This window comes from Hominimerdicola alba (genome assembly GCF_900109655.1).
In the GTDB taxonomy this organism is placed as follows: domain Bacteria; phylum Bacillota; class Clostridia; order Oscillospirales; family Ruminococcaceae; genus Hominimerdicola; species Hominimerdicola alba_B.
This window is the reverse complement of record NZ_FOAT01000018.1, coordinates 42,736-56,993: the sequence shown is the minus strand read 5'-3', so window position 1 is coordinate 56,993 and position 14,258 is coordinate 42,736. Positions and strand designations below refer to the sequence as shown.

11 protein-coding genes are annotated in these 14,258 nt (G+C 43.3%); 6 read left to right on the top strand and 5 right to left on the bottom strand.

The features are described 5' to 3' along the window. Positions 1 to 2,301, top strand: a 2,301-nt coding sequence (locus BMY75_RS15195; RefSeq protein ID WP_074835478.1) for a glycoside hydrolase family 11 protein, incomplete at its 5' end; no start/stop codon positions are given. A gap of 127 nt (positions 2,302 to 2,428) precedes the next feature. Here BMY75_RS15195 and BMY75_RS15190 read toward each other — a convergent pair. Then, positions 2,429 to 4,672, bottom strand: coding sequence for an immunity 26/phosphotriesterase HocA family protein (locus tag BMY75_RS15190; protein ID WP_074835475.1), 2,244 nt, complete (start codon positions 4,670 to 4,672; stop codon positions 2,429 to 2,431). Between the two features lie 555 nt (positions 4,673 to 5,227). On the opposite strand from BMY75_RS15190, the gene BMY75_RS15185 reads away from it, so the two are divergent. From BMY75_RS15185 to BMY75_RS15175, 3 genes are all read left to right on the top strand, one after another. After that, positions 5,228 to 6,019: a peptidoglycan-binding protein gene (locus tag BMY75_RS15185; protein WP_074835472.1), complete on the top strand. Its 792-nt coding sequence runs from the start codon at positions 5,228 to 5,230 to the stop codon at positions 6,017 to 6,019. Positions 6,020 to 6,389: 370 nt separating this feature from the next. Further along, on the top strand, positions 6,390 to 7,967 hold the full coding sequence (locus BMY75_RS15180; protein WP_242940259.1) for a glycosyl hydrolase 53 family protein: 1,578 nt from the start codon (positions 6,390 to 6,392) through the stop codon (positions 7,965 to 7,967). Positions 7,968 to 8,318: 351 nt separating this feature from the next. Further along, positions 8,319 to 10,169 carry a glycoside hydrolase family 9 protein gene (locus BMY75_RS15175; RefSeq protein ID WP_074835469.1) on the top strand — a complete coding sequence of 617 codons (1,851 nt, stop codon included), beginning with the start codon at positions 8,319 to 8,321 and terminating at the stop codon, positions 10,167 to 10,169. Between the two features lie 114 nt (positions 10,170 to 10,283). On the opposite strand, the gene BMY75_RS15170 is transcribed toward BMY75_RS15175, so the two are convergent. Genes BMY75_RS15170 through BMY75_RS18525 form a run of 4 tightly spaced genes read right to left on the bottom strand, consistent with a single transcriptional unit; the run spans position 10,284 to position 12,215 of the window. Then, on the bottom strand, positions 10,284 to 10,868 hold the full coding sequence (locus tag BMY75_RS15170; RefSeq protein WP_074835467.1) for a hypothetical protein: 585 nt from the start codon (positions 10,866 to 10,868) through the stop codon (positions 10,284 to 10,286). 34 nt (positions 10,869 to 10,902) lie between these two features. Then, complete coding sequence (locus BMY75_RS15165) at positions 10,903 to 11,487, bottom strand: hypothetical protein (RefSeq protein ID WP_074835464.1); 585 nt, start codon at positions 11,485 to 11,487, stop codon at positions 10,903 to 10,905. Positions 11,488 to 11,527: 40 nt separating this feature from the next. Continuing rightward, the gene (locus tag BMY75_RS18530; protein WP_242940258.1) at positions 11,528 to 11,866 is read right to left on the bottom strand and encodes a PoNe immunity protein domain-containing protein; all 339 of its coding nucleotides are present in this window, start codon (positions 11,864 to 11,866) and stop codon (positions 11,528 to 11,530) included. Continuing rightward, positions 11,856 to 12,215, bottom strand: coding sequence for a PoNe immunity protein domain-containing protein (locus BMY75_RS18525; RefSeq protein WP_242940257.1), 360 nt, complete (start codon positions 12,213 to 12,215; stop codon positions 11,856 to 11,858). The genes BMY75_RS18530 and BMY75_RS18525 overlap by 11 nt, the downstream gene beginning before the upstream one ends. A gap of 276 nt (positions 12,216 to 12,491) precedes the next feature. Here BMY75_RS18525 and BMY75_RS15155 point away from each other — a divergent pair, with 276 nt between their 5' ends. Both BMY75_RS15155 and BMY75_RS15150 read left to right on the top strand, forming a co-directional pair. Beyond that, complete coding sequence (locus tag BMY75_RS15155; RefSeq protein ID WP_074835462.1) at positions 12,492 to 13,022, top strand: RNA polymerase sigma factor; 531 nt, start codon at positions 12,492 to 12,494, stop codon at positions 13,020 to 13,022. Further along, positions 13,022 to 14,164 carry a PASTA domain-containing protein gene (locus BMY75_RS15150; RefSeq protein ID WP_074835459.1) on the top strand — a complete coding sequence of 381 codons (1,143 nt, stop codon included), beginning with the start codon at positions 13,022 to 13,024 and terminating at the stop codon, positions 14,162 to 14,164. Before BMY75_RS15155 ends, BMY75_RS15150 begins: the two co-directional genes overlap by 1 nt. Positions 14,165 to 14,258 lie beyond the last annotated feature (94 nt).

Genomic DNA, 14,258 nt, shown 5'->3' with positions numbered 1-14,258 from the left:
ATGACACTGCACGACAATGACGGTGGTTTCAGCACATCCTGGAAGTGTGGTCCTAATGGTTCGAGAGGTAACTTCCTTGCTCGTCGTGGTCTTTACTGGGGTCTGAATAACCCTAAGACATACAAAGATTACGGTGATTTCTATTGTGATTATGACTGCAACTGGCAGGCAGGTTCATCAGGTAACTCCAGAATCTGTATCTACGGCTGGGCTCAGAATCCTCTGGTAGAGTACTACATCATCGAAGACTGGAAGAACTGGTCTCCTGCACAGGATTCTTCTGCGCAGTACAAGGGTTCCGTTAATATCGACGGCAGTGAATACAAGATCTACACAAGTGCAAGAAATTCCTACACCATCGAAGGCAACAAGAATTTCACACAGTATATCAGCATCCGTCAGAACCTTAGAACCAAGGGTACCATCAGCGTTTCCGAGCACTTCAAGGCATGGGAATCCAAGGGCCTGAAGATGGGCAACCTGTACGAAGTTGCTTTCAACGTTGAAGGTTGGGAATCCGATGGTTCAGCTGACGTTAATCTGAAGATGTATGAAGGCAAAAGTGGCTACACTCCTGACCCCGAGCCGGATGAGCCGGAGATCGAGGGTACACTGTACTCAGCTACATTCGAGAACGGCACCAATTCCTGGAGCGGCAGAGGTTCTGCAAGTGTAGCATCATCTTCTTCCAAGGCTTATGAGGGCAGCAAGTCCCTGTATGTAAGCGGCAGAACTGATAACTGGAACGGCGGTGAGGTAGATGTCAACACTTCTACTTTCAAGCCTGGCAGCTCTTATAGCTTCAGCGCTATGGTAAATCCTACCGAGAGCACAACTGTTCAGCTGACCATGCAGTATGATCAGAACGGTACCACAAATTACACTCAGATAGCTGAGGGCACCTGCACAGCAGGCAAGTGGTCCAAGCTTGAGAACACTAACTTCACAATTCCTTCGGGCGCATCTAATGTAAAGATGTATGTTGAAGCTCCCGACAGCCTCTGCGACATCTATGTTGACAGAGCTATAATCGCAAACAAGGGCTATGTTGCTTCCGGCACAGGCGCAGGCACAGGTACAGGCGGAACAAGTGCAACTGTTCCTTCAAACGTTAAGATGGAATACAGCAGCCAGTACAACCAGATGAGATTCACCTGGGACGCTGTAAGTGGCGCTGACAAGTACGGCATCGCAGTTTATCTGGCAGGCAAGTGGAGAGTTCAGGATTCCAACATTTCCGGAACTTCCTACACTACACCCAAGGGTCTTACTCCTAACATGAGCTACAGAGTAGCGATTGCTGCAAGAGTAAACGGCAAGTGGGATACAGCAGGCGCTCTGGACAGCTACGTAGTAGTGATCACCAGATCCTCCAACAACATTCAGTACCGCACACCTGTTTACACCAACAACGGCGGTAACAACGGTGGTAACAATGGCGGTAACAACACGCAGACCCAGACACCGGCTTACAACTACACATCAAATATGCAGTTCAAGGAAGCTCCCAGCTACTATTTCAACAGCTGCTCACAGGCAGGCAAGGTAGTAAAGGAATCCTATAACGGCATCAACGGCTATAACTCCCTTAACGTATATCTGCCTTACGGCTATGACAGCAACAAGAAGTACAACATCTTCTACCTGATGCACGGCGGCGGAGAGGATCAGAATACTCTGTTCGGTCAGAACGATACAATGATGCAGAACCTCTTCGACCACATGATCATGAATGGCGAAATGGAGCCTCTTATCGTTGTTACACCTACATTCAACAAGACTGAGGCAGGCAAATTCTACAGCGAGTTCCGTCAGAGCGTAGTTCCTTTTGTTGAAGGCAAATATTCAACATATGCAGGCGGAAATACTTCACAGGCATCACTCCAGGCATCAAGAATGCACAGAGCATACGGCGGATTCTCCATGGGTTCAGTTTCTACATGGGCTGTACTCGAGAACTGCCTCGACATCGTTGGCTACTTCATGCCTCTCAGCGGTGATCACTGGAACGGCAACTCCGCATACGACAAGGCTAAGTCAATTGCCAATGCGATCGACAGATCGGGTCTGCAGAAGAACCAGTACTTCATCTTTGCAGCAACAGGTTCTGACGATATCGCTTATCCTAACGTTAATCCCCAGATCAATGAAATGAAGAAGATGAGCCAGTTCGTTTACACATCTGATTTCTCCAAGGGTAATTTCTACTTCCTCGTAGCATCAGGCAAAACACACTGGTGGGGCTATGTAAGACATTACGTTTACGATGCTCTTCCCTCTTTCTTCCACGAAGGACAGTAATTTCTATTACAAAATAACTATGAAAGCCCCCGGGATCATTCCGAGGGCTTTTTCATATATAGATTTTTATGACTTTGTTGGGATACTATTTATATATACTCCGTAATAAATAACGATACTATAAAGATCATTTGCTTCGTTCACCGATCAGCTCGATATACTTCTGCCGTGATATACCGCCGTATTTTTCTGCAAAATCATCATATCCAGCACCTTTTGGGAGACCCAGAAAGTCCATAACCATATCAAAGCGTTCCCTGTTTTCGGGATAATGGAGATCTCCTCCATATATATGTTTTGGGTGTTTTTTCAGTAACTGAGTCAGCGTCATGCCGCAGTAAGCTCCGCTTATACCAAGTGACACACCTCCGTCGCTCCAGTTGCGCTCCTCTACCGTATCCCTGATATCATCGGGGACGTCTGCCCAAGGTATCTCCATTGATACAAAGCCCCATTCGATGTAAAGCGACATAGGCTCACGGGACTTTTTGCCCTTTTTCTCGTTCTCCCTCAAAAACATCTCAGCGGTAAACGGCGTTACATGTTCGTTTTTAGTGACGATACGTGTAAGGTGTATGCAGAACTCTATATCATCGGGAACCAGCTCTTTATGATCAACTATCTTGTGTCTGCCCCATATGATATCACCGTCGGAGCATATCTTCGGCGGACAAAGGGGCATATCTTTCAGCTGCTGCGCTGTCATATCCTTATCGGTAGTCACAAAATCGTACATTCTCACAATGATAGGCTGTGTCATCAGATGACGGAAAGAATGCTCTTTCGGCAGCTCGTTCCATTTCTCGATCTCACGGGTTTTACCGAGTATCAGTCCGTAGGTGTAGTGTTCACGATCTTCCTGACAGCGGAAAATATCCCCCGCCTTGAACTTCACCGTTTGATGTTTCAGACCCCTTATCTCAGCTATACGCTGGAAATAATCATCGGGACAGGTGGAAATATAGTACTGCATGAAATCATGGAAATCGCTGTCATTCTGTATCTTCTTGATACGATCGGTTTCTCCCATGGTGAGTATCTGTGAATTGCGCCTGTTGCCAGCCCATATCGAAGTGCCCTCTTCCGACATGGAAATGTCAACTTCACAGCCGAAAGGATCTATCGCCATAAGATTTGTAGGGGTGATAGGCTTTGCACGTCCTCTGTCAGTCAGCGGTAGTATCATAGACCTTTTATCGGTCTTCAGGTGTGTATCAAATTCGCAGTAGCCCTTTCTTACACAGGTATCCTCATTGACATAAGAATATTCCTCTATGACCTTTACTATCGTATCACCGTCATAGAACATAACAATGCGCTTTCTCAAATTACGAAGTGCACTGTATATACATTCGGTCTCCCAGCTTTTATCTATCGGATCTAGAGCAAGATAACGCCGTTCATCATCTGTCAGCATTATACAGTGATCACGATCTTTGAAATACTGTTCTACCTTTGAAAGTGCTTTTTTCTTAGGTGCTGCTTCCTCCTTTTTCTCGGGAGCAGCTGCCTTTTCCGGCAGAAGCTTATCACCGCTGAAACTGCCGAATATCTTGTTTACCGCATCATAGTTCACGCCGAACTTCCCACGCCAGAAATTCAGTGGGAAGAATGTCAGCCCGTCGCGCCCGAAGCCCTGTTCGTCCCTGTTGGTGAACTCATAGAGAAAGCCTTTCTTCTCATCGCTCTGAAATATACCGCACTCCGAAAGTATGCCGAGTATACAGTGTATAGCGTTTCCTGTTGCATCAAAGAATTTGCGCTTGCGGATCTCGGCAACAAGGGCGGTATCCATATTATGTGACTTCATTTCATTTGCGCAGGCAAATATTCCGTTGAGTATGCGGTAGTCATCATCACATGGTTCAACCGCAGGCAGTTTTTCAAATTCACGCAGATCGTTAAGCACGTATTCCGCACTGACATAATCGGGTTCACGTCCGTACTGCTTAGGCGGAAGATATCGGAAAACATTGAACTTGTTCCAGTCGATATTCTCACTTGTTTCCAGACCGTGTGTACACCCGCAGACGATACACATGGGGCTTCTCCAGCCGCCCGGTTCAACACCGTTGGATACAAACTCATGCTTTGGCAGTGCCTTTGCCCATAACAGAGATGACACAGCTGAACGATAGCGCATATCTCCGCTTGATAGACTGTAAAGAAACGCTTTTGCGGCACTTTCAAGTGATATCCGTTCGGATAATTCTTTGACTGCTGCTACGATCTCATCGTGTGTCATTTCGGAATCAGCCACAAATACACCGCTTTTGACCGCATCTGCTAAATCAGCTTCCGATGGCTGTCCCTCTGATTTGTAGGAAAGATAGTACTTTTTCAATAACGCAATTGCTTTTTTATCTACCATAGCCATGTCCTCCTTTTTATAGATAAGTATAGCAAAATGCAATATTTATGTCAAGAACTACGCAGAAGGATTTACGGTTATAATCCAAAACGGATAGACAGCAGATAATGACAGTCTATCCGTTTTGAATTTATTAGATCAGATCAAGTTAGTTCAGACTTGAACTGTCTGATATTTGTATTTTGTGGATCATAAAGGCAATATGATCATGATAATGGCGAGTAAGTCAAGCAGTTTGGTAAAGTTACAGAGGTGAAAAGATTGACAAAAGTTAAAATATTATATATCAAAATATATTAAGCTCTAAAAGATTTAGTCAATTTATTATTCTTTAATAATGTAGTAGCATAAAATGACGCACATTGAAAGCTGTAAAAACGCCATAAAATCAGAATATATTAAACTTTTGTCGCATCAAAAACCGACCAATTATTGCGTTTTGGTTTAAATTATTGACAATAATTGGTTAGAAATTGATTAAAAAATAAAATATAATAATAATGGATTTTTTGTTAATCCGAAATTTATTTTAACTTACGAAAGGATGAAAAACCAATGAAAATCGTAGCAAAAAAAACTGCATCAGTATTACTGGCATTTTCGCTTCTTTGTGGAGGCACAGCACTCCCGGGTATAGCACCAAATATCATTGATGCAACATCGATCACTGTTTCGGCAGCTGCAAAGCTCTCTTCCACCAGCTTTGAGCTTCACGCTACTCCTACTACAACCCTGAAGAAGGGCAGCAAGGGAGATTCGGTAAAGTGGGTACAGTGCGGTCTTAACAAGCTGATGAAGGCAAAACTCACTGTTGACGGTGATTTCGGCAAAAATACAGACACTGCAGTTAGAAATTTCCAGAAAAAATATATGGGAGCAAAAGAAGTTGACGGCATCGTTGGTCCCAAGACAATTAAAGCAATGAAGAACGCACTGAGAATAAAAATAGAAGTTCCCAAGGGCGTAAGCGAGGCCAATTATATACTTCTTTGTAACTGCGTTGCACATGAGGCAAATCTCAGCAACATTTCAATGTATGAAAAGGCACTTGTAGTTGAAGTAGTAATGAACCGCAAAAACTCAAAGGATTTTCCTAACACTATAAAGGGAGTAATCACACAGAAGAACCAGTTCTCAGGTGCATCAAGCTATGCAAATCTGAAAACATATTCAAGCAAGGTAACCAATGAAGTTAAGGAAGCTGTTACATACTATTTCAATAACAAAAAGACCTTCGATGAGGGTTATCTGTATTTCCGCGGTAACGGTAAATTCAACTGCTTCAGCAAGACTTACAAGGGCACATACAGACGTCCCGGCGGAAGCGACACTATTGTAGTAAAATAATAATTCCATAAAAATTTGTCACTGACAAATTTTGTGTGACCATAAATAATTGATAAGACCGATTGTGAAAACAGTCGGTCTTATTTTCATATCGGCACATGAATATTCGAGCGTCAGAAAAAATGTATTTCGTTTTCTGTAAATAAGGTTAATTTCTTCAATGAAAGTTTTCTGTTTTTGATATCTTTGCCTTTATATAAAAATCATACACAGCACAATAAGATATTTGACAGATAATATACAAATTTGAACCCAAATAAGTGTTAATAAATTCAGTTGACAAGTGCCTGAAAAATTGATATAATAAAGATGCAAAAATGGTTATTTGATTATACCAAATAATATTATAGGGAGGTCAAATCTGAGTGTTATGAAGAAAAAAATATTTCAGCGTGCAGCAAAAGTATGCGCTGGACTGACTGCATCTGTAATGATGCTGACATCGTCCGCATTTATGATAACATCATCAGCTGCTACTTATAACAAGAGCGTCACATTCAATTCTTTTCCCGCAAATGTCAATGGAGGCGAACCGATTCGTGGTGTAGACATTTCCTCCATTCTCTCCATCGAACAGGCTGGTGTCGTTTTCCATGATGATAACGGCAAGGAAGAAGATATCTTCCGTGTGCTCTACGATCATGATGTAAACTACATTCGTGTACGTGTGTGGAATGAACCGAATGACGGAAAGGGGCACAGCTACGGCGGCGGAAACAATGATGTTAATGCTGCCTGCGAGATCGGCAGACGAGCTGCAAAATACGGCATCAAGCTGCTGGTGGACATTCAGTATTCCGATTTCTGGGCTGATCCTTCCAAGCAGACACGCCCGAAATACTGGGCACCTCACGATCAGTATACCCTTTCGGGAGAGATATACAAGTGGACGACCTGGGTTCTGAAAGCTATCACGGAAGCAGGCGGAGATATAGGCATGGTACAGGTCGGCAATGAGACCGAGTGCTTCTTCTGCGGTGAAAAGGATATGTATAAGATCTGCGAACTCTTTGCAAGCGGTGAAAAGGCAGTTCGTGACTTTGACAGAAATATCCTTATCGCCCATCATTTTGCCAATCCTTCCCATGTAGATTACTTCAACTGGTACGCAAAAGTCATGAACGAGTGCAATCTTGATTATGACGTTTTTGCAACTTCTTATTATCCATACTGGCACGGTTCGCTGAGTAACCTTACCAGCGTGCTGAAGACTATCGGTGATACTTACGGCAAGTATGTAATGGTTGCTGAAACGGCATATCCATATACTTCAGAGAATGGCGATTCATTCGGCAATACTATCTCTGCATGGTCAAGCGGCGTAGATCTGAACTATGATATTTCCGTTCAAGGACAGACACAGGCAGTTACCGATGTATTTCAGGCTATCGCTAACTGCGGCGATAAGGGCATAGGTGCATTCTACTGGGAACCTGCATGGCTTGGTGTCAGTGGTACTTCCTCACAGCAGAGGAATAAATGGGATAAATACGGATGCGGTTGGGCTTCATCTTATGCTTCAGAGTACGATCACGATGTAACCTCAGCAGGCGGATCATCTTTTGATAATCAGGCGCTGTTCGATTTCAATGGCTACCCTCTCGAATCACTGGATGTATTCACCCGCATCTATCCGAAAAAAGATAAGCCATACATTGAGAAAGATCCTGTAACATACCCCACAAATATCAACGTCACATACAATCAGCAATATCACCAGGTAAGATTTACATGGGATAAGGTGGAAGGTGCTGACAGATATGGCATTGCTGTTTATCTGGCAGGCAAATGGAGGATACAGTCCCAGAATATCACAGGCACTGTTTACACTACTCCAAAGAACCTTACCCCCGGTTTATCCTACAAGGTGGCTATTGCAGCAAGAGTAAACGGCAAATGGGATACCTTAAACGCCATAAAAAATGCTGTGACGGTTTCTATAAGGTGATATTACAAATACAAATTACATAAAATTGAATGCTCTCCTTTTGTCAGCCAGTTTCGTATGATGGAGATCTACCAAATTGAAAACTGACGAAAGGGGTGCTTTTTTTGCAAAATACGGTTGAATCATCACCATGTCAGCGTAGAAACTATCCTTTTTGAAATGAGCCGGCAAAAATGCAAATTTGATTGGTCGATATGCAAAAAGTTTACAAACAAATTCGTAGAAATATGTAGACAAAAACGAAATAATATGTTATAATATTTTCATATTGGATAATGATCTTGCATGGGTGGCAGGATCGGTCATTTTGTCCGTATACGTTTAAAACTTATGGAATAGGAGTGTTTAGAGATGAAAAATCAAAGGAAAAAGCTCTCAAAGATCGCCGCATTCACAACTGCACTGTTATCAGCAGGCACAATGATGACATCGGTGATCCCGTCTGCGACGTTAACAGCATCTGCATATGGCGAGGACGCGAATTATGCAGAGGCGCTGGCATTGTCGCTGTATTTCTATGATTCCAACCAGTGTGGTACAGGGGTGGACGATAACCCGCTGGCATGGAGAGGCAACTGCCATGTAAGCGATGCACAGGCAAGCCTTTCAAACGCTGTAAACCTCGGCGGCGCACGCAGCGTTGTTGACCCTGACGGAGACGGCAAGGTTGATGTTTCGGGCGGTTATCACGATGCAGGCGACCATATCAAGTTCAATCTGACCATCGGCTTCGGCATGAACAGCCTGGCACTTTCCGATTATCTCAATCCCGGTGCTTATGAAAAGGCAGGCTGCCGCGACCATCTGCTGTACATTCTGAAGAATGGCGCAGATTACATGATGAAGACAACATTCCTGGATAACAGCGGCGAAGTAGGCGCTGTATGCTATATGGTATCCAACGAGGGCGACCACAGCTACTGGGGCGCTCCCGAAAACCAGAACGGCGACCGTCCTACATACTGGCTGACAACTTCCAGTAACAATTCTGCTATAGTACTGGAAATGGCAAGCGCACTTGCAGGTACTGCTGTTGCTTTCAAGGATACTGACGCTTCATACGCTGCACAGTGTACAAAGTACGCTAAGGCTCTGTACAAGTTCGGCACACAGCATACAGGCAACTATATGGAAGGTATGGGTTCCATGTATGCTACCAATTCACAGTATCAGGACGAGCAGGCAATGGCTGAAGGCTGGCTGTATGTTCTGGGCGAGGGCTCAATGCCTTCCTTCAAGCCCACAGGCAACGGCTGCTACAATAACCAGTACTATGATTATTATCTGTACAGCTGGGACAAAGTTTGGTCAGGTTATGCTGCACTGATGTACAAAAAGACAGGCGATGAAGCATACGCTAAGGAGCTTCAGTTTGAAGTAAATAACATGGGCGGTCTGAAAGAGGGCACTTACAATTCCTGCAAACAGGAGTGGGGCTGCACACGTTACAACTGTGCTGTTCAGATGGAAGCCCTTGCTTCTATCGGCAACAATAAGGATGATGCCCTTGCTAAGGGTGCTAAGTATCAGATGAACTATATCCTCGGCAACAACCCCCAGAACAAGAGCTTCCTGACCGGTTTCGGCAACTCATGGTCTTCCAAGGTACACCACAGAGCTGCAAACCCCGGCAACGGTGATGCTTCTTCCAACCCTGATGCAAAGTATGTAAACTATGGCTACCTCATCGGCGGACCTGATTCTTCAGGTACATTCAACGAAGTTACCGACAGCTACCGCTGGACAGAGGGTGCCCTTGACTACAACGGATGCTTCGCTCTGGCTTGTGCAGCACTTGTAAATCTGAACGGCTGCACCAGCGACGGCGCATCAAGGATCGTAAACAGTGCTCCTGAATTCAAGAAGAATTATTCTTTCGGGATCAAATCCAATAATAACCACGGTAATAATGACCCTGAGGTATATCCTGCTATCACCGCTGTAAATTACAACCAGAGATATCACCAGATCCAGTTCATCTGGTCACCTGTACAGGGCGCTACCAACTACGGTATCGCAGTTTTCCTGGCAGGCAAGTGGAGAGTTCAGACTTCCTCTATCCCCGCTTCTTCAAGAAGCTATGTAACACCCAAGAACCTAACTCCCGGCATGACTTACAGAGTTGCGATTGCAGCTAAGGTCAACGGTGAATGGACAGCAACAGCATCTATCAAGAATGCTGTAACAGTAACTGTCAGGTAATAACACATATCTTAACTGATACAAAAAACAACACCCCTTCGATCTATTCGGGTCGAAGGGGTGTTTATCATATTCGTTTAAACTGTATGCTATTCAGTATTTGAAATCTTTTTTCTATATCTCATCGACCGTTTTAAACCGACAAATATGAATATTCAATTCGTTAAGTCTTGACTGAAATTCCAGAAACTCTTGCTGCAGTTTCTTTCCTGATAGTATATCTGTATCATCGAAGTAAATATACAGTTCGATCAGCGGAGATCTAAAAGCGTGATAAGGCCGTTTGACAGTTATATCTCTTTCATGTTCTGTGAAATCGTCCCAATAAAAAGTTGAGTAATCATTGAATACTATCTTTACATCATCGATGGTTTTTATATCAGAATATTTTTTTTCAAAAGGAGTCCAGTATTTGAATTTAAAACCATCTTCCGGTTCACCTATTTCGTACCCAAGTTTTAATGACAGTTTTGATTTCAATTCGCCGCACCACTTATCCCACAATTCATCAGGCATTTCTCCGCTGATCTGTATACCTCCCGGCTCAACAAATGCAGATAAATTAATATTCTCACCTCTCCAGGCAGGATAACCTGCATTGTCACACCAATGATCCATTGAACGATAAACTTCTCCGATCATATCCCAAATTTCATCAGGTGCTGAATAGTGGATATTCAAACATATATCGTGTGTCATATTGCCGTTTCTCCTTTGTATAACATTATGCTGTTTAATTCAAGATGATCGATAAGTACTCAGTATTTTCAAAATCTCCCCAGCCCGGTTCTTTTTCATAACATTCAATCGGCTTATCTCTTTCATTTTCAAAGCTTTTCAGCAGCGCTTTATCGGGGTATCGGATATCATGCTTTTTCAGAATGTTTTCAATTTCTACGATCAGTTCAACAACAAGCGGTTCTGCACACTTAAAGCTTGTCCCCTCACATATACAGCCGAAATCGATGGGTATTTTTAATACGTGACAGAATTCATCATCACCGTCACCATTTGTAATGTCTTTGAATAATGCGGTGATCTCATCGTAATCTTCTATTTTCAGATTTCCATCATATACCAGTTCGTTTGTTTTTTCATAGCCCTCAAATTCAAGGATATATTCGGGTACCGCTTCAGAATAAATATCAGATGATTCGTCCCACAAATGAGTTGTCCACTGCCACATTCTTTTTGATATCGGTGCCCAGTCCCGTTCAGGATAAAGTTGGGTCAGATATCGTTCTATACACATGAAAATGTAGCACAGTCTGCCGTTCATTGTTATGTTATAAAAATCTTTTATAATCGATTCTTTCACCGAAATAATCCCCCATTTCATTTTATGTTTTCAGGAATTATCACGCATCAAAATGGACCAAATCGTAGGGATAATACTGTTCATTCTGCATATCACTGTCGTCCATTCCGAGCCTTTTGGCAACTGCACCTGCTTCAAAACACCAGTATCCGTAATAGAGATTATCATCTTTTATCTTGTGTGTATCATAGCAGGAACTTTCACGACTTCCCTTGTACCATCCGCGCAGATATTTTAGCAGGGCTTCCCTGTCATTCTCCTTTATGCTTTTGACCAGCATTTTATAGGAACGCGGGAAAGATATCCTGCTATTGTCAAATTCACTTTCAGCACCAGTAAGAATAAAATCAATAAGATAGTCATATGTGTCACTTTCCATTAATTTTTTTCCTGATCTTATTAAGTATTACGCTGTCCAGACCAAGAAGATAGGCTATTGATGCAAACCACAGATTATCTTCATAAATACCGCCGTCCCATGCTCCGCAAAACAAGTCGATCATATCTTCAAACTCCTGCCTTATATCATCAAGAGGATCTCCCCTTGAATATTTTGCAATGATTATACCGAGTTTGATCAATAGTATCTCATCTTTTATAGAGTCTATCCTGTCCTCTTCGATCTCACCGTCGGCAAGGCTGTCCTCAAACATCTGTATGTCTTCCAGTTCTTCCTCGATAAAAGTATCAAAGTATTCCTTGTCTCTTAAATTGTCTCTAATTTTCATAATATAGTTCCTTATAAATGTCATGTTTTTTGAATAAGCGCCCCTGTCACGATATGATGATTATATCATAACCTGTCCTAACCGTCAACCATATGAACCGTAATTTTCAGGAATAACACAAGACATAAGCAATTGAACTACACCATGATTTTACCTCAGCAGATGTGTTCATAAAATATTAACAAAGATCTGTTATAATTTTCTTCCGATGATGTCTCATTTCCTGCTTCGGATACGACTAACATAGTGAAACGTTTCAAAAAGTGAGGTCATTGTATGACGGATAAAGAACTTATCGAAAAGCTGAAAAGCTCACCCAAAGAGGGACTGGCGGCTGTGGTCGACAGGTATACGGCTTATGTGATGAAGATAGCGCGTACCAAACTGAACGGCATTTGCAGCAGCGAGGATATTGAAGAAGCGGTCAGCGATATATTTTTCAAATTCTATCAGACGGGTCAGAGCAACGGCTTTGATATACGTTCGGTGAGGGCGTACCTTTCCGTGATAGCGGGAAGACACTGCACCGATGTGTTCCGCAAACACATATCTTCCCCGGATATCCTTCCACTGGAAGATGCGGGAGAGATACCTACGCAGGAGCAATTGTCTGATAACCGTACCGCTCTCGCCGCGGCAATAAAAAAGCTGGGCGAACCTGATACAAGCATATTTATCCGAAAATACTTCTTCGGTCAGAAAACAAAGGAGATCGCCGAAGAACTTCACTTAAATCCTAAAGCGGTAGACAAGAGAGTATCGAGAGGTCTTGTCAAGCTGAGAAAAATTCTAAAGGAGGAAGAGTAATGAAGCGTGAAAATGAAGAGCTGAAGATAGATCTTTCTGTTCAGGACGCAGAGCTTTTCGAGGACACATTTGCGGGATTTGAAGAAAATGCCGAAGTCACCGATGCCCAAAAGAAGCGTGTACTTTCCTCCGTAATGAGAAAGGCAGGATTTGAGATGAACGAGATAATCAACGAAAAACGAAAGAATATAACAGCATCAAAAACGGATGATACAGAGGTTCGCAGAGGCAAGATACAGGTAAAACGCGGCGGTATCATTGCAGCCTGCGTCGCAGTTCTGACAGTTGGTGTGATCACAGCGGGTATGCTCCATATGAACAATATCAATGCCGATATCCCTAAACCCGCAAGTCAGCCGACAAGTGACGTTTATGCGACCGGTGATGAGGATACCGACACTACGGATGATAACGCAGAAAACATCATGCCCGATGTGACAGAATATGAACAGAAAGTTGCCGAAAGTACGATTAGAGCAGCAGGATTCATCCCAGTAATAAGGGAAAAATACGATGATGTAATTCCCGCGGGCATGGTTATCGGAACTGAACCCGCACCAGGCACTGAGCTTGCATTGGATAGTGGAGTAACGCTGTTTATTTCAAAGGGCAAGTTAGGTGAACCCGAAACCGTAACGGTCCCAAATGTAGTAGGTATGAAAGAAGACGAGGCAATGCTGCTGCTGAAAGAGGCGGGTCTTTCCGTAAAGAATAAAGATGTCTTGAACAGTGCAGAAAAGGGTACTGTCGTTGAGCAGTCTGTCGAACCCGATACAACGCTGAACAAGTACGACGAAATAACCATTTCTGTTTCAGCCGGCATTACTGAACCTGTCAAGCTGACAATAAGGACACCATTGCCCGGAGATCTGCGCGGCTCCTACCGTATTGATCTCTGTGACGAGGACGGAACGGTGAAGTATACAAAATCCATAAATGCAGATACGCTTGGAGAGGTAAAAACATTCGACTTTGACCTGGAAGGCATTGGCGCTGAGAAGTTCACAATTATAATTACAAGCGATGAAACAGACAAATCGGTAATTTATGGGGAATATGCAGTGGATTTCACTAACAAAACTGCTGACATGGATCAGAATTTAAATACAGCTGACCTGCTGGCACTGAATCCCGCAGAATAATATTATCGAACTGAGATAACAAAACGAGTGAGAAAGCGCGTAAACGGCACAGCTGTTTACGCGCCTTTTCTCGGAAATAACTCGGATATGATGA

What these genes read in the sequence shown, in the direction of transcription:
- BMY75_RS15190 (WP_074835475.1), bottom strand. Translation starts at nt 4,672, where the DNA reads ATGGTAGATAAAAAAGCAATTGCGTTATTGAAAAAGTACTATCTTTCC.
- BMY75_RS15185 (WP_074835472.1), top strand. Translation starts at nt 5,228, where the DNA reads ATGAAAATCGTAGCAAAAAAAACTGCATCAGTATTACTGGCATTTTCG.
- BMY75_RS15180 (WP_242940259.1), top strand. Translation starts at nt 6,390, where the DNA reads ATGAAGAAAAAAATATTTCAGCGTGCAGCAAAAGTATGCGCTGGACTG.
- BMY75_RS15175 (WP_074835469.1), top strand. Translation starts at nt 8,319, where the DNA reads ATGAAAAATCAAAGGAAAAAGCTCTCAAAGATCGCCGCATTCACAACT.
- BMY75_RS15170 (WP_074835467.1), bottom strand. Translation starts at nt 10,868, where the DNA reads ATGACACACGATATATGTTTGAATATCCACTATTCAGCACCTGATGAA.
- BMY75_RS18530 (WP_242940258.1), bottom strand. Translation starts at nt 11,866, where the DNA reads ATGGAAAGTGACACATATGACTATCTTATTGATTTTATTCTTACTGGT.
- BMY75_RS18525 (WP_242940257.1), bottom strand. Translation starts at nt 12,215, where the DNA reads ATGAAAATTAGAGACAATTTAAGAGACAAGGAATACTTTGATACTTTT.
- BMY75_RS15155 (WP_074835462.1), top strand. Translation starts at nt 12,492, where the DNA reads ATGACGGATAAAGAACTTATCGAAAAGCTGAAAAGCTCACCCAAAGAG.
- BMY75_RS15150 (WP_074835459.1), top strand. Translation starts at nt 13,022, where the DNA reads ATGAAGCGTGAAAATGAAGAGCTGAAGATAGATCTTTCTGTTCAGGAC.